Raw genomic sequence first — 22,323 nt, forward strand, 5'->3', positions numbered from 1 at the left:
GAAAGAAAAAATGATGCTTATAGGAGATGTATTACAAATGGTGTGCCAGTTTTTTATGTTATTGGTTTTTATTATTTTTATTTGTTTTTGGATAATTTAAACAGTCATAATGACAATGTGGAAAATTGTCTTTTTGACAATATGTTTGTCTTTTTGACTATCTCGCGTTAGCGTAGATCCATCGCTATCCGGAGCTGTCTATGAGCCTTTCAATTACTTCCCTTGCCAACATCGCCATTGATCTGCAAAGCGGCATTTCTCACCAGGATCGTTTTGCCCGTTTGATAAGAACACTGCGCCAGCTTCTTGGTGGTGATGCCACCGCATTATTGCGTTATGAAGCACGGCAGTTTCGCCCGCTGGCGATTGATGGCCTGGCGCAAGATGTACTCGGACGGCGTTTTGATTTAGACGCGCACCCGCGTCTGGAGGCGATTGCGAGGGCGGGGGATGTGGTCCGGTTTCCGGCTGAAAGTGAATTACCCGATCCCTATGACGGCCTGATTCCCGATCATAGCGATTTGAAAGTCCATGCTTGTCTTGGGCTGCCGCTGATTGCCGACCAAAACCTGATTGGTGCATTGACGGTCGATGGCATGGATCCGGCACAATTTGACCATTTCAGCGACGAAGAATTACGGTTAATCAGCGTGCTGGCGGCAGGGGCATTGAACAATGCTTTGCTGATGGAGCAGCTTGAAAATCAAATGCCGGCGGTGTCCATCGCGCCTGTGATGGCTAAAACCAGTCACGCCGAAATGGTGGGGTTGTCTGCGGGAATGGTGCAGCTTAAGAAAGAGATCGAGATCGTTGCCGGCTCTGATCTGAACGTGCTGATCACCGGGGAAACCGGTGTCGGGAAAGAGCTGGTGGCGCGCGCGATCCACAGTGGATCGGCACGCGCAGCCAACCCGTTAGTCTATCTGAACTGCGCAGCCTTACCGGAAAGTGTGGCGGAGAGTGAACTGTTCGGCCACGTCAAAGGGGCTTTTACCGGAGCGATTCACCACAGAACAGGTAAGTTTGAGATGGCGGATAACGGCACATTGTTCCTTGATGAGATTGGCGAGTTGCCCTTAACACTACAGGCGAAATTGCTGCGGGTTTTACAGTACGGTGATATTCAGCGTGTGGGCGATGACAGCAGCCAAAGAGTGAACGTCCGGGTGTTGGCGGCGACCAATCGCGACCTGAAGCAGCAGGTGCTGGCAGGGGCGTTTCGGGCCGACCTGTTTCACCGCCTGAGTGTCTTTCCGCTGCATGTGCCACCGCTGCGCGAGCGAGGAGATGACATCACGTTACTGGCGGGGTTTTTCTGCGAACAAAGCCGGGTAAAAATGGGGCTAAAACAGGTGGCATTGAGTGATGCTGCCCGGGATTTACTGCGCGGCTACGACTGGCCGGGGAATATTCGCGAACTGGAACATGCTCTTTATCGTGCAACCGTTCTTGCGCGCTCCGGTAAACCTGAAGGGGAAGTCTGGCTGCAGCCACAGCATTTTCAACTGGCAGAGGCTGATGTTAAGTCAGCCAGCATGCCGGTGGTGTCACTGCCAGCGGTCAGTAATTTGCGCAGCGCAACGGACGATTTCCAGCGGCAGATTATTATCAACACGCTAAGCGCCAGCGCCGGAAACTGGGCCGCATGTGCCCGCCAGTTGCAGTTGGATGTCGGCAATTTGCACCGCCTGGCAAAACGCCTTGGCGTAAAATAACGCTCGTGCTTATCAGGAGGTTCTTGCGTTCCGGGTTGGCTCGTTAGCTTCCCAGGCGATGAACTCATCTTTTGGTAACGCTTTGCTATACAGCCAGCCCTGGCCATATTGCACACCTTGCTTGCGTAGCCATGCCGCCTGAGCGGGAGTTTCAATGCCTTCCGCCACCATCAATATTTTCAGCGCATTGGCCATTTCAATAATATGCGGGGTGACATTTTTATATTCGAGTGCATCGACGAATAATTTGTCGATTTTAAGGACATCCACATCAAGCTCTTGTAAATAACTGAGGCTCGAATACCCGGTGCCAAAATCATCTATATAGATGGGATGCCCGGCCTGGCGATATTTTTCAATAACCGGTGCCGTAATTTTAGGATCAGTAAAACCACGTTCAGTTATTTCTAAAGCGATCTGCTTGGCGTCGACAGCGTAACGTGCCAGATAAGGGTGAATAACCTCAAGAATATGTGTGCTTCGTACATCCTGCATGCCCATATTAACTGAAATATGGTGGTGAGGATGTTGATGAAGCCAGTCGCCTAACTCGGTAAATATAATATCTATGACTTGTTCTGTTAATTTCGTCACCAGGCCAGTTTGTTCCGCTAGCGGAATAAAGACATCAGGGTTTAGCATGGAACCGTCTTGCTGCTGCCAGCGAATCAGTGCTTCTGCTCCAACACTTTTACCACTTTGAAGATGAACAATAGGCTGGTAGACCACGCTGATTTCATGGTTTTTGATTGCATCCATTAGCCGATTGCGTGGCGATAACAAACGACGCAAGACGCGAGTTAAAAAAATGCCCACAGCAAGGCTGACAAGCAGACCCACAGGCAACCAAATAAACAGTTGCTCATACCAGGCCATCGTTAAGGGTTCCATTGAGGCCCAGGCAATCATTGCCAGCCCAAGGTCACTGTCGCGTCGAATCACATAGAAGTCGTTATCGCTTTGAAATTCATCCGCACCCTGGAATTGAGTATCTCGCCATATGTCTGATATGTATTTGTTAGTGCTGGCAATAAGTTTATTGTCATGCAGGCTTACCATGGCAATATTGAGTGCGTAACCCCGAAATGGCAGTACATCAATAAATGACATTGGGTCTATCAAGGCGAGATGAGACTGCTTACCGATGTACACCATTTTGCGCTGAAAACCGGGAACTGGCGGGGTGGTGTACCATGCGCTAAAACCTTCAGGGCCGACGCGGTCAGGTTTGCCCAGTGTTTCACCCTCTGGGAAATTCTCCTGGGACGAACACTGAATATGGCCATTATCCAGGAACATCACTTCCCGGACATAACGATACTTAAGCGCTACCCGGTGCATGGCTTCAGCGTGGGCGTGTGAGCAAGTATGGTCTTTGAATTCGTTAATATCATTAATGGCAGAAACAGCTTGATCGATGACGCTGCCGGTACGAAACAATGCATGATCGGCAAATTCACCGAGCTGATCGCGAAATGCCTGTTCAGCATTACGATGAGCAAGATAAATACTTAGCAGGATGGGCAGCAAAACTGCCAGAATAAGTACACCACTTACCATGCTGATGAGCTTGCGGGATGTCATTCTTTTAGACCCAATTAAGTGGTGAGTTTTTATAATGGTTTTCTATAACGAGGTTAGTCTATCCCACCTGAATGTGGGATGTTATGTTTTACTTCAAAATGGGTGAGATAAGCATTGAGAGCCTGAACCTGGAGAGTCATACATGAAGAAAAAAGAGTTTGTAATCCAGGACCTGTTAAGCAAAATTTATCAGTACAACGATTCGCAAAGGCGTAAATTGCCGCCAGAGCGCCAGCTGGCGATGGAATATGATGTTTCACGCTTTACTATTCGCAAAGCGCTCGAAAAACTGGTGAGTATTGGGGTCATCGAAATTATTCAGGGATCCGGTATTTGGCTCAATCCACAGGCGCGTAATAACCCACTCGTTTATAACTCCATCACCGAAAAGCGTTTTGACCAAATGGCTTTTCGCATGGTGAATCTGCATAAAAAATTACCTAACCGAGAAGAGCAGCAGGTATTTGGCCTGGGGGAAAACGACTATATCTGGCAGTTTTGTCGCCTGCGTTATGTCGATAACCAAAAAGTACAGATTGAGATATCCCGCATGCCGGTACAGGATTTTCCCGATCTCAATCAGCAAGTGATTGAACGCTCGATTCAGCAGTACGTGCTCAGTCAAGGACTGCGGATTTCCCACCTGTTAACCAGCTACCAGGCGGTGGCAATCAGCAAGGAACAGGCGGCATTACTGGAGTGTAAAAAAGGGATCCCGGCGATGCATATCATCAACCGGGGAATTCTCGAAGGAGGGCGGGTGTTTGAAATCAGCGATATCGTCGATATCAACTATTCCTGCACTTACGTCATCCCCTATAACCACGATAACCTTGCCTGGCGGCAGGGCAATCAAGGGGTGTGAATCGCTCCGTTAGGTAAACGACTTTGCGTCCACTCGTGCGGGCGATACTCCACCGGGAAGGCTTCTGCTTTTTGCTGGTCGAAGCCCACGCCAATACCGGGTTTTTCAAGCGGATAAATATACCCCTGCTCAGCAATCGGGCTGCCTGGGAACACCGATTCGGTATTCGGTTTATTCGGGATGAACTCCTGAATAGCGGCATTGTGCAGGTGAATATTTAAGTGAGTATTCACAGCCACACCAATCGGCGTCATATCAGACGGGCCGTGCCAGGCCAGGCGCACGCCAAAGGCCTGGCAAAGAATCGCAAGTTTAAGCGCCGGTGTAATCCCACCAATTTGTGAAACATGGCAGCGAATAAAATCGATACGCCTGTTCACAATCAAATCGTGCCATTCAGCCGGGTTATTAAATAACTCACCCATCGCCAGAGGGACGGACGAGTGTGCGCGGACTTGCTCAAGCCAGGCGCTTTGCTGAGGCGGCAGAATGTCTTCGATAAACCACGGCTGGTACGGCTCTAACGCTTTTGCCAGCTGAATTGCCTGCTGTGGGAATAAACGCTCGTGGACATCATGGAGAATATGGAACTGGTTGCCGTATTTTTCGCGCAGTGCTTTAAACATCGCGATGGTATTCGCCATGTACTCGTCCTGATCATAATAGGCACCAGGGGTGGGGGATTTTGTCGCGTGCAAGCCCTGCGGCGTGCCGCCGTAAAAGCCTAACTGGCAGCGAATATAGCGGTAACCCTGAGCCAGCAGTTTGTCGACTTCCAGATACAGCCCTTCCAGCGTTTCACTGGCAGCATGGCTGTAGGCAGCGATCGCGTCTTTAGATTTCCCACCAAACAATTGATACAGCGGCATATTCGCCAGCTGGCCTTTAATGTCCCAAAGGGCCATATCGACACCGGCAATGGCGTTGTTCATTACCGGGCCGTTGCGCCAGTACGCATTGACCGTCATCATCTGCCACAGGTCTTCAATGTTGTTGCCATCACGCCCGATGAGCAGGGGTTTCAGGTATTCATCTACCATGGTTTTGACTGCCAGTGGGCGCTGTTGGAAGGTTGCGCAGCCGTGGCCCGTCACACCCTTATTGGTCGTGACACGTACAGTAACCAGGTTGTGACGGTCGGGGCGGGTAATAAAACATTCGATATTTTCAATAATGGTTGGTTGCACGAGAAAACTCCACAGACCTTTAAATTACGGCCAGTTGTTCATCAAATAATAGGCTTCTGTTATTTACTATCACCCTATTTTTGATGGCAGGTAAATCATTTTTTTCGCTTATTTTTATTGGTCAGGAAAAGAGGCTTAAAGCATATAAAAACCATACCAATTTATCTCTTTGCGGGTTTTCATGGCTTTCATGGCGGCTAATTGTGATGTTGCTCAAAGTTTATTGGTTTGTTTTCATGTTTGTGATTCCCTACCATCACTGGCATTCAATACATAATTATAAGTAATTCTTGGGGAGTGACAGATGGGTACTCGTGATGCCATTAATAATATTATTCACCTTGTGGGTGGCGCGGATAATATTAGCAAAGCCTGGCACTGTATGACGCGATTGCGTTTTTCGTTGGTTGACGAGAATAAAATTGATCAGTCGGCAATTAAAAAAATCCCGGGTGTTTTAGGCGCTCAAATCCAGAGCGATCAATTCCAGATTATCATTGGCCCGCAGGTGAACAGCTGGTACGAGCAATTAACCAACGTGTTGGGTGGCACTTCCGAACAGGCCACGACGGGTAACCAGAAGAAAGCGCGTAAAAGCCTGGTGTCGATGTTTATGGATACCGTGTCTGGGGTGTTTGGGCCGATCGTTCCTGCCATCGCTGGCGCCGGGATGATTAAAGGTCTGCTGGCTGGTTTGATTGCTTTAAAATTCATTTCTGCCAAAAGCGATACGGTGATTGTCATCGATTTAATCGCCAGTGGCGTGTTCTACTTTTTACCGTTTTTCCTCGCCATCTCTGCCGCACGTATCTTTAAAACCAATGAGTATCTGGCGGTAGCCGTTGCTGCGTGCTTGATGTATCCCTCGTTGATTGAAGCGGCGAAAGCGCTGGCAAGCCATGCGCCGGATGCGGTCGATGCGTTTTACTTTTTAAACGTGGTGCCTGTATCGGTATTTAACTATGCCTCAAGCGTTATTCCGGTGATTTTCTCGGTCCTGGCACTGAGTTACATTCATCGCTGGGTGGACAGGTTTATGCCGGATGTGCTGAAAACCGTGTTCACACCAACGCTGACGTTGTTCCTTGCGGCGTTAGTTGCGCTGGTGGTGATTGGGCCGGTAGGGATTTATCTGGGCAAGGCGCTGGCCTGGTTTATCGAAGGGTTGTTTGGTGTTTCGGCGAGCTTTGCAGGCCTGGTGGTTGGGGCAATCCGCCCGGTGGCTATTTTGACGGGCATGCACCACGCGATGACGCCAATCGCGCTGCAAAACTTTACTGACCGTGGCTTCGACATGCTAATGCCAATGATGTTTATGGCTAACATGGCGATTGCTGGCTCTACTTTTGCTATCTGGAAGCAAAGTAAATCCCGTGAAGAGCGTGCTGTTGTTCTGCCTGCGGCGATCTCGGCTCTGCTTGGCATTACTGAACCTGCACTGTTTGGCGTGCTGACGCGTTATAAGAAAGCGTTTATTGCCGCCACGGTTGCCAGCTCCATCGCCTCGGCATTTATCGCTTTCTTCGGCGTGCGTTTGTACGGCTATATTTTGTCGAGTATTTTCAGCCTGCCGGCTTATATCGGCCCATACTTTATCTATGCGTTAATGGGCGTGGCATTAGCTTTAGGTCTGTCGTTTATCATGACCACGCTGTTGGTGCGCGACAAAGCCTAAACGGGTTCACTTCATAGAGTGAATGTCGCTGACGCTAATCCACCTTACAATGGCAGCAGTTGGATTAGCGTAGCGACATCCGATGCTTTAACGTCGGTGCGCCAGGCGGCGCACCAGTCTATCCCCCACGCTTTGAACTAATTGCACCATGACCACCAGAATAACCACGGTGCCGACCATCACCTGGTCATTAAAACGCTGGTAGCCGTAGCGAATGGCGAGGTCGCCAAGGCCACCGCCGCCAATCACACCCGCCATCGACGAAAAGCCAATCAACATAACCACTGTGAGCGTAATCCCCGCCAGAATGGCCGGTAATGCTTCAGGCAGCAGCACTTTGCCGATGATATGCCAGACATTTCCACCCATTGATAAAATGGCTTCGATACGCCCTTTGTCGACCTCATCTAACGCATTTTCGACCACGCGCGCAAAGAAGGGGAAAGCGCCAATCGTGATCGGCACCACGGCGGCGGTACTGCCAAGTGTGGTGCCGATAATCAGGCGGGTGAAGGGGATCAGGGCAATCAGCAGCACAATAAAGGGCAGCGAGCGGCCGATATTCACCACGCTACCTATAACCTGGTTTACCCGTGGCGCGGGGAGCACACCATCGCGACGGGTGAGAAATAACAGCACGCCCAACGGCAGGCCAATAATCACGGTAAACAGTGCCGCAAGGCTAACCATGTAAAGCGTATCCAGCGTGCCATCAAGCAGCAGCGGCCATAAATCTTCAAAGGCTAAGCGACTTCGCATAACACTCTCCCTGAAACACCGATGCGCTGTAAAAATGCTTTTTCTGCAATGTCTCCGGGAAGCAACGCCCGGCGCAGGCGTGAGTAGGGCGAAACCAGCAATTCAGACAGCGGGCCGCTTTCAATGAGTCTGCCGTTTTCAAGCAGTGCCGCGTGATCGCAGATAGCCTTCACCACTTCCAGCTGGTGGGTAATCAACACGATAGTGACGCCCAGTTTGCGGTTGATATCCATCAGCAAAGCCAGCACGGAAGCCGTTGTTTCGCTATCTAATGCACTGGTTGCTTCATCGCAAAGTAACACGTCCGGGTGAGCGGCCAGCGCGCGGGCGATACCCACGCGCTGTTTTTGCCCACCGGAAAGTTGTGAGGGGAAAGCCTGGGCTTTATCGCTCAAGCCAACTAATTCGAGCAATTGTGCAACTCGCTGCTGGCGAACCTCTCGTGGCTGCCCGGCGATTTCCAGCGGCACTGCAATATTGTCCGCCACGTTGCGGGCATGAATCAGGTTGAAGTGCTGGAACACCATCCCGGTGCGCTGGCGGTGCGTACGTAACTCACGGTGATTGAGCGTGGTGATATCCACGCCCTGCATCAGAATGCGGCCCGACGTGGGCCGCTCCAGCAAGTTAAGGCAGCGAATCAGAGTGCTTTTCCCCGCACCGCTGCGCCCGAGAATGCCGTAGATTGCGCCGTCCGGCACCGTCAGCGAGACATCATCCAGTGCCGGTTGGCCTCCTCCGGCATACACCTTGCTCAGCCCCTCAAGGGTTATCATGACTGTGGGGTGGCGACAGGGATCACTGAACCATTGAATTGCTTACGAATAAAATCAGCAACCTGTGGAGATTGCAGGTCTTTCGCCAGCTCCTTGATGCGCGGATCGTTTGCCAGATTTGGGTTCGTGACCAGAATGTTGGCGTAGGGGTTATGAGTGGCACTTTCCAACCCCAGCGCGTCTTTCGCTGGCGTTAACCCGGCTTCCAGCGCGTAGTTGCCGTTGATCACAGCCAGGTCTACGTCTTCCAGCGAGCGCGGTAATTGTGGCGCTTCAATCTCTACAATTTTCAGTTTTTTCGGGTTGCTGGCGATATCACGCGGTGTTGCCTGGTTTTGCGCGGCGTCTTTAAATTCCGGTTTCAGAGTGATTAACCCTTTGTCCTGCAAAAGATAAAGTGCGCGACTCAGGTTGGTGACGTTATTGGGTAACGCGATAGTGGCGTTGTCGGGAACCGATTTCAGGTCTTTGTATTTATGCGAATAAATTCCCAGCGGTTCGATATGAACCGTTGCGGCAACGGTGAATTTTTTACCGAGCGCTTTTTCCTGGTCACGCAAATATGGAACATGCTGGAAATAGTTGGCATCTACATCGCCGTTCGCCAGCAATTCGTTGGCGTTGACGCCATTGCTCAACTCAATCACTTTGAGTTTTAAATTAGGATCGAGTTTTTGCACAAAAGCCAAAATTTCAGCGTGCGGTACGGCATCTGCGGCGATACGAAGTGTCTCGGCGGCTTGAGCGCTAAAAGCCAGAGTCAAAGACAGAGCAATCCCTGCCAGTTTAAAAGAGGCATGTTTCATGGTGTTTTCCTTTAATGTTCAGGCAATTAATGTTTAAGCGATGAGTTCAGTGCTGTTACGCAAGACATCCGGGTAATAACGTTCCGCCACATCAGGATGTGAACGCAGGCGGCCTTTCAGGTAATTCCAGCCAACATCACGCAGCAACGGGTTTTGCGGGTCGCTTTCCGGCCCGTGTGCTTCACGTGCCAGTTCGGGCGGCAGGGCATAAACCGGCACGACAGCGTCTAGTTGAGCGCCGAGGAAAAAGGCGATGGACTGGCGTTCCTGCCCCGGCGGCGGAGAGACCACCCGATGGACGGTGGCCCGTAAATAGCCATTGGTTGCCAGTTCCAGCAATTCACCGATATTCACCACGAAACTGCCAGGCAAAGGGGCGGCGTCAATCCAGTTATCAGGCGAGACTTCGACCTGTAATCCCTGCTGCTGGTCTTGCAGCAAGAAGCTCAGGAAACCGGAGTCTTTATGGGCACCAACGCCCTGGTCACCGACGGTTGCCTGCTGGCCTGGGTAACGAATCAGCTTAATGTGTTCGTTAGGTTTATTGCCGTACAAGCTATCGAAGCTGTTGGCGGGTAACGCCAGCGCCTCAGCAAATGTACGCAGCAGCTTTAATGCCACAGCCGTCATTTCACGCTGAAATTGCAGCAGAGTCGGTTTCAGGGTAGGTAACGATTCAGGCCACAGATTTGGCCCTTGCAGCCGCAGCCAGCCTGGTTGTGAGTCGCTCAGAGGAAGTGCAGGGCGCTCAGCGCCGATATCAAACTGTTCGCGCCAGTCCGGTTTACCCCGCGTTAATTCGCTGGCGGCGCGGTTGTAGCCACGAAAATGCGGTGAGTGAATCATTGCGACTTGCTGTTTTTCGGCATCAGGTAAGGCGAAAAACTGGTGTGCTTCATCCTGAACGGCTTGTTGCAGTTCCGGGCTTATCCCATGATTAATCAGGTAGAAGAAACCGATGTCACGTGCTGCATGGCGCAGTTGTGCAAGAAACGCCGCACGATCGATAGCTGTACCCTCAAGGGCTAAGAGATCGAGTATTGGCAATGCCTGGGTCGTTGTTTTGCTCATTTTGAACTCCGCATAATTCAGATGTTTTCCCGACGCGTTCTGCTTTTGTAGCCCAACAACAACGACAGCGCTGATTCATGGTTTATCCCTTCTGGATTGATGTGATGTTCGTGGAAATGACATTGCCGCAACTGCGTTACGTCGCCCAATATTGTTATCTTCTAAGTTATTGCCAGGCGGGGTTCTAAGCATTTGCGAAACTCAACAATGCCAATAAACACAGTTGCATTCCGATGACTTGTCATTTATTGTTATGTTATAACATAATGTGTGAGTGAGGATTTATGCAGGTTCTGAATTCATTGCGTAGTGCAAAGCAGCGCCATCCGGATTGCCAGATTGTGAAACGCAAAGGGCGGCTGTACGTGATTTGCAAAAGCAATCCGCGTTTTAAAGCGGTGCAGGGCGGTAAGAAGCGGCGCTAAGACAAGGGGCATTTAGCCCCTTTCTTTCTCAATGAGAGGGTTACGAACGCCCGAGTGAGAAGATATCGTAAAAAGAGAGTTCGCCTTTTGTGGCAACCATTTTATGCAGCAGAGATTTCTTTTGTTCGTCAACACCAGGGGAATGCAGGATTTTATTAATCAGGGTGTCTGGGACGTTACGCGTGTTGTACCACTCGCCGTTGTAGCAAACGCGCAAGTCGAGCACATCAATATCGTCGTAGCGATAACGAGGGTTCACATCAAAAAAGAAGAAGCCGTTCAGCAGCGCAAACAGCACGACTAATAACCAAACCGACCCTGCGAGGGTGTCTGACTCAAGCATCACCCAGAGTGTGGCGAACCAGCCAATCCACATACCGATAAATAACCCCGGATGTTTGCGGATAAAGTTGATGCTAAAACGCGGACGATTGTCGCGTTTTTCATCGCTATTGAGTTGCTCAATGGTATCGGTGAGCAGGCGCTGGATTTCAGTCATGATGGGCCTTCTGAACGGAAACGCTACAGGCAGAGAACTGTTATTCTAAGAACCTCACTGAGGGTAAAAAAGTAACAGTTCTGCCAAAAAAAACCATAACAGTTATCCAGCTGTGCCAGGAACCATTTTGATCACCCGAGCCGGGTTTCCTGCAACCACTGCGTTGGCTGGAATATCTTTGGTCACGACGGAGCCTGAGCCAATCACCACGTTATCACCGATGGTGACGCCTGGGTTGATAACCGCGCGCCCGCCAATCCACACGTTGTGGCCGATAGTGACGGGTTTTCCAAACTCCACACCGCTATTACGGGTTTCAGCATCCAGCGGGTGCGTAGCCGTGTAAATATGAACGCCTGGCGCCAGCATGCAATTATCACCAATGTGAACTGGGCAAACATCCAGAATCACGCAGTCAAAATTAGCGTAGAAGTTTTTACCGAGGAAAATATTGTAACCATAGTCACAACGAAACGAGGGTTCAATATATGCATCAAGGCTCTGGCCCAACAATTGTTTTAACAATTGGGCCCGAACGGCTTGTTCATCTGGTGCGGTGTGATTAAAACGGTAAACCAGATGACGCGCTTTTACGCGGTCATCACGAAGCTGTTGGTCAGCAGGGCGATAAAGCTCACCCGCAATCATCTTCTCTTTTTCTTCACTCATGGCAATGCCTTTAATAAATAAACAGGACACCGGTTACCGTAAGCGATTAAGTTGTAATAAATGAGAGCGCTCTTTCTCTTTGTGATGTAAATCACATAGTAAATGTTGGCATTAACAAACACAGATAGTGGAAGGCTGTAGACGCATTGTTGCTGCGGATATAACGAGGTGCATTGTGTGTCACGCACAACAACACGTTCCAGGATATAAAGCTATTTGCGAACCAATACGATGGCTAAATTGAATATTACCGCTGTTCCCGTCAGGTGCAGCAGCATGTCAGCCTGAGTGCCATAAAACGCGTAAACGAGTATGTGGTATTAGCGGATAAATTTCCATACAGATGGTGGTATTTTATCGAACAGCTTATTCATAGTCAGTTCAGCAAGTCGGTGATCCGCAGCTGAATAAAATACCGCCAATTCATTATCTGATAATTCGTATTTATTCTTTTCAATTACACGTTCTAAGGTATCAATTGTTTGGCAGCGTCGCAGGCGCATCAAATAATCGGTCTTAGTTAATGGTTTTGTTGTCATGAAATCACCTTATACATCTTGTAATAGTTTTTAAAAGGAGAGGCTTACAGGGTTAGCGCGGCTCTCTGTGACGAAACATCGGAATAATCTATTCCCGGATTTACGCCATTTCTGCAGTTCCTGGGCATTGATGCCGTAGTTGCTGAATAGCATAAATGTATCGTCCAAATATTCGTCAATTTGTTCAATCAGTTTGCTCTCATCATCGTACTTAATTTTGTAATTAAGTGCGAAAGCTGCAATGTGTTCAATCAGTTCATTCAACTGCAAGTTAATGGCCGAAGTCGGATCATTAACCCAACCATGATTACTCTCGCCAAGGTTGGTCAGGCAGTCATGATACAGGTTTTCGCAGAGAAATTTAAGCTGCGCAATATCATGCCGTTTTGGTGAGTATTCGTCCATAATGCAGCCCCTTTTATCGAAGAAATTTGATAAACACAACACGTTGGGGTGGACACACCTGGATGAGGTGGGGATCGTTCACAATGATTATTCCATATGCATTTACTATAAATCAATCCGCAGTAGATTTCCTTTCACTATTACGAAAAATTACATTTGTCGTAAAGCTGTTTACTCTAACGTAATGTTTATTAAGACTTTCACGTGTTTTTAAAGCATTATCCGATAAATTAACTTATGTAGAGAATTAAGAAAGTAGCTTCTTTTCAACAGGTTAATCAGACGTTACGGCAATGAATATTTAACAATTCGTAAATAAACAATATTATTAAGAATAGTCCTAATAAATAAGTATGAATTGATCTTTTCTGTTCTGCCAGTGAGTTTGAGAAATATCTTGTCATAATATTCGAGCGTAGGCAGAGCTGATACCGCAACATTTCGAAACCTATCGTAGAAAAAGTCACCATGTTTCGTTATGTATTAATATGACAAATCAGGCTAGCGGATATAAAAAAGGCCGCTTGCGCGGCCTTTTAATGAAGAACTAAGACTTACTTGTGGTGTTCAACTGCGTGAGTATGTTCGACATCTTCAGACTTGCTGCTGAAGCGGCGACGTACCACCACGAAGAACACAGGTACGAAGAAGATAGCCAGGACAGTTGCTGTCACCATCCCGCCCATTACCCCTGTACCTACGGCGTTCTGTGCACCTGAACCTGCGCCGGAGCTGATAACCAGCGGCATTACCCCGAGGATAAATGCCAGTGATGTCATCAGAATCGGACGCAGACGCATACGGACAGCTTCCAGAGTCGCTTCAATCAAGCCTTTGCCTTCTTTTTCCATCAGGTCTTTGGCGAATTCCACGATAAGTATCGCGTTCTTCGCCGACAAGCCAATGGTTGTCAGCAGGCCTACCTGGAAGTACACGTCGTTGGTTAACCCACGCAGCGTCGCGGCAAGCAGTGCACCGACAACCCCAAGTGGAACAACCAGCATGACCGAGAACGGAATCGACCAGCTTTCATACAACGCAGCCAGACACAGGAATACCACTATCAGAGATATGGCATACAGGGCAGGGGCCTGGTTACCAGATAAACGTTCCTGATAGGACATACCCGTCCAGTCATAACCGATACCGGTTGGCAGTTTGCTTGCCAGTTGCTCCATCAAGTCCATTGCTTCACCGGTACTCTTACCCGGAGCCGCCTGACCAAGGATTTCCATCGAAGGTAAGCCGTTGTAACGTTCCAGACGTGGTGAGCCATATTCCCAGTGCGCAGAAGAGAACGCTGAGAATGGCACCATCTGCCCGGACGTGCCGCGAACATACCAGTTGTTGATATCGTTTGGCAGCATACGGAATGGCGCATCAGCCATCAGGTAAACTTTCTTCACACGACCACGGTCGATGAAGTCGTTCACGTAACTACCACCCCATGCAGCACCCAGTGTGGTGTTGATGTCGCTGATAGAAACGCCCAATGCTTGTGCTTTTTCCTGGTCGATATCGACTTTAAACTGCGGCGTATCTTCCAGACCGTTCGGACGCACGCCCACTAACAGGTCAGAGTGTTTAGCAACTTCACCAAACAGTTGGTTACGCGCCTGAGTCAGTTTTTCGTGTCCAAGGTTTGCCTGGTCAATCAACTGGAAGTCGAAGCCCGTTGCAGTACCCAGTTCAACGATCGCTGGCAGGTTAAACGCGAACACGACGGCATCTTTGATTTTCGAGAATTCGGCGCTTGCGCGACCAGCAATGGCTGGAACCTTATTCACTTCACCTGGACGCTCATCCCAGTCCTTCAACGATACGAATGCCAGACCGGTGTTCTGCCCCTGTCCAGAGAAGCCAAAGCCGTTAACGGTAAATACCGAGTTAACGTTGTCTTTCTCTTTTTCGAGGTAGTACTTGGTCACATCATCAAGAACGGCCTGAGTACGCTCCTGTGTTGCACCCGCAGGCAGCTGCGCCATGGTCAGGAACACGCCCTGGTCTTCATCTGGCAAGAAGGAACTTGGCAGGCGAATAAACAGGAAGGCCATGCCAACGACAATCAGCAGATAAAGCACTAAGTAACGACCGGTGCTACGCAAAATGTTACCGACGCTGTCGGTATAGTGATGCGTGCTCTTGTCGAACATGTTGTTAAACCAGCCGAAGAAGCCTTTCTTCTCGTGGTGTTCGCCTTTCGCAATTGGCTTGAGCAGGGTGGCGCAAAGTGCTGGTGTCAGAATCATTGCTACCAGAACAGAAAGCACCATTGCCGATACGATGGTAATAGAGAACTGGCGATAGATTGCACCTGTAGAACCGCCGAAGAATGCCATTGGTATAAATACCGCTGACAGAACCATCGCGATGCCGACCAGTGCGCCCTGAATCTGCTCCATTGATTTGCGTGTGGCTTCCTTCGGTGGCAATCCTTCTTCCACCATCACACGCTCAACGTTCTCTACTACCACGATGGCATCATCAACCAACAGGCCTATCGCGAGCACCATCCCGAACATCGTTAGGGTGTTTATCGAATAGCCAAAGATGGCAAGGATGGCAAACGTCCCCAGCAGTACCACCGGCACTGCAATCGTTGGAATCAGTGTGGCGCGGAAGTTCTGCAAGAACAGATACATTACCAGGAACACTAGCACGATGGCTTCAACGAGGGTTTTAACCACCTCTTTGATAGAGATTTTAACGAATGGCGTGGTGTCGTATGGATAAACAACTTTCAGACCCGCAGGGAAGAAGGGCTGTAGTTTTTCCACTGTGGCACGTACCGCATTGGCGGTATCCAGGGCGTTCGCACCGGTTGCCAGTTTGATACCCAAACCAGACGCAGGTTGACCGTTGAAACGAGCAACAACGTTGTAGTTCTCGCCGCCCAACTCCACTTTCGCCACATCTTTAAGCAGAACGCGTGAGCCATCTTGATTCACTTTCAGCAGAATTTTGCTGAACTCATCGGCAGATTTCAAACGGGTCTGAGCAATAATAGAGGCGTTAAGTTGCTGGCCTTTAACCGGCGGAGTACCGCCTAATTGACCGGCTGCTACCTGGGCGTTCTGCGCTTTAATAGCATTGATGACATCAACCGGCGTGAGCTGGAAGTTGTTCAGTTTGTTCGGATCCATCCAGATACGCATCGCGTACTGTGCACCGAACAGCTGAACGTCACCCACACCACGAGTACGGCTGATTGGGTCTTTAATGGTTGCGCCAACGTAGTCGGAAATATCTTCCTGCGTCATGGAGCCATCGGTGTTGATCATACCGAGAACCATCAGGAAGCTACTGGAAGACTTCTCAACGCTAACACCTTGCTGCTGTACTTCTTGTGGAAGTAGTGGCATCGCAAGTTGCAGTTTGTTCTGCACCTGAACCTGCGCGATGTCCGCATCAGTACCCGAATCAAAGGTAATGGTTATCGTGACAGAACCAGAGGAGTCACTGGAAGAGGACATGTACAGCAGGTTGTCGATACCGTTCATGTTCTGTTCGATAACCTGTGTAACGGTATCCTGTACCGTTTTCGCATCTGCACCTGGATAGTTTGCTGAGATCGAAATGGCCGGTGGCGCAATGGTTGGATACTGCGCGATCGGCAATTTCATGATCGCAAGCCCGCCCGCCAACATAATAATGATGGCGATTACCCAGGCAAAAATCGGGCGATCGATAAAAAACTTAGCCATGTCTTAACGGCTCCTGTTTAAGTTAAGACTTCGTTTGTTCAGATTGTGCACCAGCGGCTGCCTGTTCCTGGCCTTTGTTTTCTGCCGCCACTTCCTGCGCTTTCACCTGAACACCGGGTTTCACTTTTTGCAAACCGGTAACAATCACACGATCACCATCCTTCAACCCGTCAGTTACCAGCCATTTGTCGCCGATAGCCTGAGTGGCGGTGATATTGCGCACTTCTACTTTGTCTTCTTTACCAATGACCATTGCTGAAGCATCACCACGCGGTGTGCGAGTCACACCTTGTTGTGGAACTAACAATGCATTTGGGTTGGTACCTTCTTCCAGTTGTGCGCGAACAAACATGCCCGGCAGCAGCGTTTTATCTGGGTTCGGGAAGAGCGCGCGCAAAGTAATAGAACCGGTAGTCTGGTCAACCGTCACGTCAGAAAACTCTAAAGAGCCTTCTTGTGGGAAAGTGATACCGTCATTAGTGACTAATTTGACTTTAGCTTTACCGTTTTCTTGTTTCAGTTTGCCATCAGCAAGTTCTTGCTTGAGGCGCAAGAAGTCATTACTTGATTGGGTCACATCAACATAGATAGGGTCGAGCTGTTGTACGGTAGCCAGTGCTGTTGCTTGTGCGCCTGTGACCAGTGCGCCTTCAGTAACAGAAGACTTACCAATACGACCGCTAATTGGCGAGGTCACTTTGGTGTACGCAAGGTTGATACGAGCGGATTCAACAGCGGCTTTAGCAGCCACAACGGAAGCATTTGCCTGTTGAGAATCAGCAAGTGCAGTGTCGTAATCTTGTTGACTGATGTACTTGGTACCCAACAGTTTCTGATAACGCTTAAGGGTCAGCTGAGCAATGTTTGCACTTGCTTGCGCTTTAGCGAGGTCGCCTTTGGCACTGTCATATGCGGCCTGGTATGTTGCAGGGTCGATTTGATACAGCGAAACGCCAGCCTTGATTTCACTTCCTTCTTCGAAGTTACGTTTCAGAATGATGCCACTGACTTGCGGGCGAACTTCTGCAATACGATAAGCGCTTGTACGACCAGGAAGCTCTGTAGTTATCTGCAAAGGAGCACTTTTCAGAGTCACAACACCCACTTCCGGGGTATGCGGTGCGCTCTGTTTTGTCTCTTTGTCATTACATCCTGTAAGCATTAAGCTGCCTGAGAGCATCAGAACGGCCGCCAGAGGCGTAAACCCTCTGTTTTTGTTCATATGTAAACCTCGAGTGTCCGATTTCAAAGTTGTTCAATGGATCAAATGTCCACAAACCCATTGCTGCGTTTATACCCGTCATACTTCAAGTGCCATCTTCGTGGGCTGCTCTCACTCACCCGAATCACTTACTTATGTAAGCTCATCGGGACTCGCTCCCTTGCCGCCTTGATGCAACTCGAATTATTTTGGGTATTATTATCGTCGTGCTATGGTACATACATTCACAAATGTATGTAAATCTAACTACCTTAATTTCACCCACTTATGGCACGAAAAACCAAACAACAAGCACTGGAGACCCGCCAACATCTTCTCGATGTTGCAATCCGCTTGTTTTCACAGCACGGTGTGTCAGCAACTTCGCTGGCAGATATTGCCAAAGCGGCTGGTGTCACCCGTGGTGCAATCTACTGGCATTTCAAGAATAAGTCGGATTTGTTTAATGAAATCTGGGAGCTAACTGAGTCCAGTATTGGTGACTTAGAAACTGAGTATCGGGCAAAATTTCCTGACGATCCACTATCTGTTGTCAGAGAGTTACTTATTTACATATTACAAGCAACTGTCACCGATGAACGCCGCCGCCTGATGACCGAAATCATCTTCCATAAATGCGAGTTTGTTGGCGAACTGGCTGTTTTACAACAGGCCCGGCGCAAACTTTATCTGGAAGGTAACGAGAGAATTGAGAGCAGTTTGCAGCGTTGTATTGATGCGCAAATGTTACCAAAAAACTTGCGACTGACCCACGCCGTGATCCTGTTGCGTAGTTACATCACCGGGCTGATTGAAAACTGGCTGGTCGCGCCGGAAAGTTTTGATCTCCACGCCCAGGCTGAGGATTACATCGCCATTTTGCTGGAAATGTTCCAGACCTGCCCAACACTGCGCTCTAACCCACAGTAAAAATGCGTCTATTAGGGTAATTCCTATAAGAGTACACCAAGGTTTTTCCACGAAGACGTGCTAATCTGGTGGCTCGTATCTCGTCTTTAACTCGCCATCTTTCGGCCTGTTCTCAAATATTGTCAAACTATGCCGCAACTCTTGTGTTCACTGTACTCACGTCGCGTATCCGCACGGTTTTTGCTTATTACATTTGTTAGCCTGTTTTGCATTCTGGCACAGCCAGTCTGGGCACAAAAAAATAACAGCGATCTCCCAAGCCGCGATGAAATTCAAAACCAGCTTTCTGTGCTCAATAAGCAAAAGACGCTGTCTCCAAATGACAAACTCACCCAGCAAGACCTCAATGAAACGCTTGAGGTGTTAGATAAAATTGACCGGGTCAAGGATGAAACAGCAAAACTCCATCAGCAGGTAACGGAAGCGCCGAAAGCGCTGCGTAAAGCCACTGATGCGTTGAATGAGATTAAGAGCCAGCAAGAGAATGCGGCCAACGAAGCAGCCGAAATTGAAGCATTAAATTTGCGCCAACTGGAATCGCGGCTGAATGATTTGCTGACGGAATTGCAGAACGCGCAAAGTGATTTAGCCACCTGGAACAGCCAGCTAATTTCCCTGCAAACGCAGCCTGAGCGCGTGCAGAATGCCATGACCGCGGCGTCCACACAGCTTGAGGCTATTCGCAGCCGTCTGAATGGTGTCACACCCGGGGCTGCCGACTTACGCCCAAGCCAGCAAAACTTACTGCTCGCCCAACAGGCTTTGTTGAACGCGCAGTTAGATCAGCAACGCGACAGCCTGAAAGGCAACACCGTCTTGCAGGATGCGTTGCAAAAGCAACGTGATTACACCAACGCGCATATCAACCAGATGGAGTTGACGCTGCAACTGCTGCAAAAAGCGGTCAGCAGCAAGCGTTTAACGTTGACACAACAGACTGCGCAGGATGCGATTGACTCCGAAGATACGGTGAAAATCCAGCAGAACCCGCTGGTCAAACAGGAACTGGATATTAACCACCAGTTGAGCCAGCGCCTGATTGATGCCACGCAGCATGCCAATGAAATGGTGCCATCGAGTATGCGCATCAAAAACACCCTCGATCGCGCGTTGCAGTCCGAACGTAACCTGAAAGAACAAATAGCTGTGCTCAAAGGCAGCCTGCTGTTGTCGCGTATTCTTTACCAGCAGCAACAGCAAAACCTGCCTTCTGCGGAAGATACGGAAGACCTGACCAACCGGATTGCCGATATTCGCCTCGAGCAGTTCGATGTCAACCAGCAGCGTGATGCCCTGTTCCAGCCAGAAGAGTTGGTGGCCAAAATTGAAGACGGCCACAAAACGGATGTCACACCGGAAGTCCACAATGCGTTATTACAGGTTCTGGATACGCGCCGCGAATTGCTCGACCAGCTGAATAAACAGCTCGGCTTGCAGCTTATGCTGGCGATCAACCTGCAGAATAATCAGCAGCAACTGCAGAACGTCACCAAATCGCTCGACCAGATCCTGACCGAGCAAATTTTCTGGGTCACCAGTAATAAACCGATGGACTGGGACTGGCTGAAATCATTGCCTTCCTCGTTAAAAGATCAGTTTAAAAATGCGCGCATCAATTTTAAGGGGCCGGAAAGCTCACTCAAAATTCTCGCCATTTTGCTGCTGATGATCCCGGCACTTTTGTTGGCGGGGATTATTCGCTGGCGCTTTAAAGCGATAGACCGTTATCTGGAAAAGCAGGCGAGCCGGGTTGGGCAGCTGCGTAACGACAGCCAGATGCTAACGCCCAAAGCCATCGCGCTTACATTAGTGAAAGTGCTACCTGGCGCGCTGGTCATTTACTCCGTCGGGCTGGTATTTGCCAGTATGCAGATCAATATCAGCGAATACATGCTGGCGTTCTGCAAACAGCTTTCCCTGTCCTGGCTGGTGTTTGGCTTAACTTACCAGGTGCTGTCGACCAATGGTGTGGCGGTTAGCCACTTTAATATGGCGCCGCAATTGTGCAGCCACTATCGCCGCCAGCTGGTGCGTATCGGTATTGCGCTACTGCCGCTGCTGTTCTGGTCGGTACTGGGTGAGCGCTCGCCGTTGCACTTAGTCGAAGATGCGCTGGGCCAGTTGATTATCTTCTTCAACCTGTTGCTGATCACCGCGCTCGTGTTCCCGATGTGCCGCGAAAACTGGCGCAACAAAAACAACCACACCATGCAGTTATTTACCGTCACGATGATGGGTGTGGTGCCGGTGGTGTTAATCGTACTGACGGCAATGGGGTATTTTTATACCACCTTGCGTCTTGCCGGCCGCTGGATTGAAACCATCTACCTGATCCTTATCTGGAACCTGGTTTATCAGACCGTTCTGCGCGGATTGAGCGTTGCGGCACGCCGTATGGCTTATCGCCGTGCTGTTGCGCGCCGTGAGAATCTGGTGAAAGAGGGCGCAGAAGGCGGGGAGCCAGTAGAAGAACCTCCGTTGGCGCTGGACCAAATCAACCAGCAAACCATGCGCCTGGCAATTATTGCGCTGTTTGCGCTGTTTGCCATCGTGTTCTACACCATTTGGTCTGACTTGTTCGGGGTGTTTGGTTATCTGGATAGCATCCAGCTGTGGAGCTATAGCGCTTCAGAGGCTGGTGTAGCGGTGGTCAAAAATGTCACCATGGGCAGTCTGTTATTTGCCATGATTGCTTTTGCGGTTGCCTGGGTACTGATTCGAAACTTACCCGGCTTGCTTGAAGTGCTGGTACTTTCGCGCCTGCAAATGCGCCAGGGTGCGTCGTACGCTATTACCACTATTCTTAACTACGTCATTACAGCAGTCGGGGCGATGACTATCTTCGGCTCGCTTGGCGTGTCGTGGGATAAACTGCAATGGCTGGCAGCTGCGTTGTCAGTGGGTCTGGGCTTTGGTTTGCAGGAGATATTCGGTAACTTCGTTTCAGGCCTGATTATCCTGTTTGAACGCCCGGTGCGTATCGGCGATACCGTTACGATTGGTGCGTATTCCGGTAGCGTCAGTAAAATTCGTATTCGTGCCACAACGATTACGGACTTTGACCGCAAAGAAGTGATTATCCCGAACAAAGCATTTGTGACGGAGCGTCTGATCAACTGGTCGCTTACCGACACCATCACCCGCGTGGTTATCCGCCTGGGCGTGGCGTACGGTTCGGATCTGGATAAAGTGCGTGAGATCTTACTGAAAGCGGCGCATGAACACCCGAAAGTGATGCACGACCCGGAACCGACGGTGTTCTTCACCACCTTCGGGGCCAGCACGTTAGATCACGAACTGCGCCTGTATGTGCGTGAACTGCGTGACCGCAGCTACACCGTTGATGAGCTGAACCGGACTATCGATCGTCTGTGTCGCGAAAATGGCATTAACATCGCCTTCAACCAACTCGAAGTGCATTTGCGTAATGACAAAGGCAATGAACTGACAGAAGTGAAACGCGATATCAAGGGCAACACAAACGGTGACGACATCGTTCCAGCCCAGTAAAAA

At 49.6% G+C, this 22,323-nt stretch carries 18 protein-coding genes; 6 read left to right on the plus strand and 12 right to left on the minus strand.

Annotated elements, in window-relative coordinates; translation table 11 throughout:
* The first annotated feature begins 200 nt into the window (after nucleotides 1-200).
* Nucleotides 201-1,715 (plus strand): nitric oxide reductase transcriptional regulator NorR, encoded by a 1,515-nt coding sequence (norR, locus tag M975_RS02025; protein WP_064557044.1) that lies wholly within the window; start codon nucleotides 201-203, stop codon nucleotides 1,713-1,715.
* 12 nt (nucleotides 1,716-1,727) lie between these two features.
* Here the strand turns inward: norR and M975_RS02030 are convergent, their stop codons facing one another.
* Nucleotides 1,728-3,299: an EAL domain-containing protein gene (locus M975_RS02030; RefSeq protein WP_064557045.1), complete on the minus strand. Its 1,572-nt coding sequence runs from the start codon at nucleotides 3,297-3,299 to the stop codon at nucleotides 1,728-1,730.
* 142 nt (nucleotides 3,300-3,441) lie between these two features.
* Here M975_RS02030 and M975_RS02035 point away from each other — a divergent pair, with 142 nt between their 5' ends.
* On the plus strand, nucleotides 3,442-4,164 hold the full coding sequence (locus M975_RS02035) for a GntR family transcriptional regulator (protein ID WP_064557046.1): 723 nt from the start codon (nucleotides 3,442-3,444) through the stop codon (nucleotides 4,162-4,164).
* On the opposite strand, the gene M975_RS02040 is transcribed toward M975_RS02035, so the two are convergent.
* Nucleotides 4,152-5,351, minus strand: a complete 1,200-nt coding sequence (locus tag M975_RS02040) for an enolase C-terminal domain-like protein (RefSeq protein WP_064557047.1) — start codon at nucleotides 5,349-5,351, stop codon at nucleotides 4,152-4,154. The two genes, M975_RS02035 and M975_RS02040, sit on opposite strands and share 13 nt — an antisense overlap.
* Before the next feature lie 304 nt (nucleotides 5,352-5,655).
* Here M975_RS02040 and M975_RS02045 point away from each other — a divergent pair, with 304 nt between their 5' ends.
* Nucleotides 5,656-7,026, plus strand: a complete 1,371-nt coding sequence (locus tag M975_RS02045; protein WP_064557048.1) for a PTS transporter subunit EIIC — start codon at nucleotides 5,656-5,658, stop codon at nucleotides 7,024-7,026.
* 87 nt (nucleotides 7,027-7,113) lie between these two features.
* On the opposite strand, the gene M975_RS02050 is transcribed toward M975_RS02045, so the two are convergent.
* From M975_RS02050 to M975_RS02065, 4 genes are read right to left on the minus strand one after another with little or no spacing between them, the layout of a single operon-like run.
* Nucleotides 7,114-7,785, minus strand: a complete 672-nt coding sequence (locus M975_RS02050; RefSeq protein ID WP_064557049.1) for a methionine ABC transporter permease — start codon at nucleotides 7,783-7,785, stop codon at nucleotides 7,114-7,116.
* Nucleotides 7,770-8,561 (minus strand): methionine ABC transporter ATP-binding protein, encoded by a 792-nt coding sequence (locus M975_RS02055; protein WP_074388306.1) that lies wholly within the window; start codon nucleotides 8,559-8,561, stop codon nucleotides 7,770-7,772. Before M975_RS02055 ends, M975_RS02050 begins: the two co-directional genes overlap by 16 nt.
* The gene (locus M975_RS02060; protein ID WP_064557050.1) at nucleotides 8,558-9,367 is read right to left on the minus strand and encodes a MetQ/NlpA family ABC transporter substrate-binding protein; all 810 of its coding nucleotides are present in this window, start codon (nucleotides 9,365-9,367) and stop codon (nucleotides 8,558-8,560) included. The genes M975_RS02055 and M975_RS02060 overlap by 4 nt, the downstream gene beginning before the upstream one ends.
* Before the next feature lie 33 nt (nucleotides 9,368-9,400).
* Nucleotides 9,401-10,438 carry an isopenicillin N synthase family dioxygenase gene (locus M975_RS02065; protein WP_064557051.1) on the minus strand — a complete coding sequence of 346 codons (1,038 nt, stop codon included), beginning with the start codon at nucleotides 10,436-10,438 and terminating at the stop codon, nucleotides 9,401-9,403.
* 284 nt (nucleotides 10,439-10,722) lie between these two features.
* Between M975_RS02065 and ykgO the strand changes: the two genes are divergently transcribed.
* A complete protein-coding gene (gene ykgO / locus M975_RS02070) occupies nucleotides 10,723-10,863 on the plus strand; it encodes a type B 50S ribosomal protein L36 (protein WP_034458060.1) in 141 nt (46 codons plus the stop codon).
* Nucleotides 10,864-10,903: 40 nt separating this feature from the next.
* Here ykgO and M975_RS02075 read toward each other — a convergent pair whose 3' ends face one another.
* The 6 genes from M975_RS02075 to acrA all read right to left on the minus strand — a co-directional run bounded on the left by M975_RS02075 (nucleotide 10,904) and on the right by acrA (nucleotide 17,901).
* Nucleotides 10,904-11,362 (minus strand): YlaC family protein, encoded by a 459-nt coding sequence (locus tag M975_RS02075; protein WP_064557052.1) that lies wholly within the window; start codon nucleotides 11,360-11,362, stop codon nucleotides 10,904-10,906.
* Between the two features lie 102 nt (nucleotides 11,363-11,464).
* Nucleotides 11,465-12,031, minus strand: coding sequence for a maltose O-acetyltransferase (maa, locus tag M975_RS02080; RefSeq protein WP_064557053.1), 567 nt, complete (start codon nucleotides 12,029-12,031; stop codon nucleotides 11,465-11,467).
* 320 nt (nucleotides 12,032-12,351) lie between these two features.
* The gene (locus M975_RS02085) at nucleotides 12,352-12,570 is read right to left on the minus strand and encodes an HHA domain-containing protein (RefSeq protein ID WP_064557054.1); all 219 of its coding nucleotides are present in this window, start codon (nucleotides 12,568-12,570) and stop codon (nucleotides 12,352-12,354) included.
* 30 nt (nucleotides 12,571-12,600) lie between these two features.
* On the minus strand, nucleotides 12,601-12,975 hold the full coding sequence (gene tomB / locus M975_RS02090; protein ID WP_064557055.1) for an Hha toxicity modulator TomB: 375 nt from the start codon (nucleotides 12,973-12,975) through the stop codon (nucleotides 12,601-12,603).
* Nucleotides 12,976-13,529: 554 nt separating this feature from the next.
* Nucleotides 13,530-16,679 carry a multidrug efflux RND transporter permease subunit AcrB gene (gene acrB, locus M975_RS02095; protein WP_064557056.1) on the minus strand — a complete coding sequence of 1,050 codons (3,150 nt, stop codon included), beginning with the start codon at nucleotides 16,677-16,679 and terminating at the stop codon, nucleotides 13,530-13,532.
* 22 nt (nucleotides 16,680-16,701) lie between these two features.
* Complete coding sequence (gene acrA, locus M975_RS02100) at nucleotides 16,702-17,901, minus strand: multidrug efflux RND transporter periplasmic adaptor subunit AcrA (protein ID WP_064557057.1); 1,200 nt, start codon at nucleotides 17,899-17,901, stop codon at nucleotides 16,702-16,704.
* A gap of 267 nt (nucleotides 17,902-18,168) precedes the next feature.
* Between acrA and acrR the strand changes: the two genes are divergently transcribed.
* Both acrR and mscK read left to right on the plus strand, forming a co-directional pair.
* Nucleotides 18,169-18,810, plus strand: a complete 642-nt coding sequence (gene acrR, locus M975_RS02105) for a multidrug efflux transporter transcriptional repressor AcrR (protein ID WP_064557058.1) — start codon at nucleotides 18,169-18,171, stop codon at nucleotides 18,808-18,810.
* A 129-nt stretch (nucleotides 18,811-18,939) separates the two neighbouring features.
* Nucleotides 18,940-22,320, plus strand: a complete 3,381-nt coding sequence (gene mscK / locus M975_RS02110; RefSeq protein ID WP_064557059.1) for a mechanosensitive channel MscK — start codon at nucleotides 18,940-18,942, stop codon at nucleotides 22,318-22,320.
* The last annotated feature ends 3 nt before the right edge of the window (nucleotides 22,321-22,323 follow it).

Source organism: Buttiauxella brennerae ATCC 51605, from assembly GCF_001654925.1.
Lineage (GTDB): Bacteria > Pseudomonadota > Gammaproteobacteria > Enterobacterales > Enterobacteriaceae > Buttiauxella > Buttiauxella brennerae.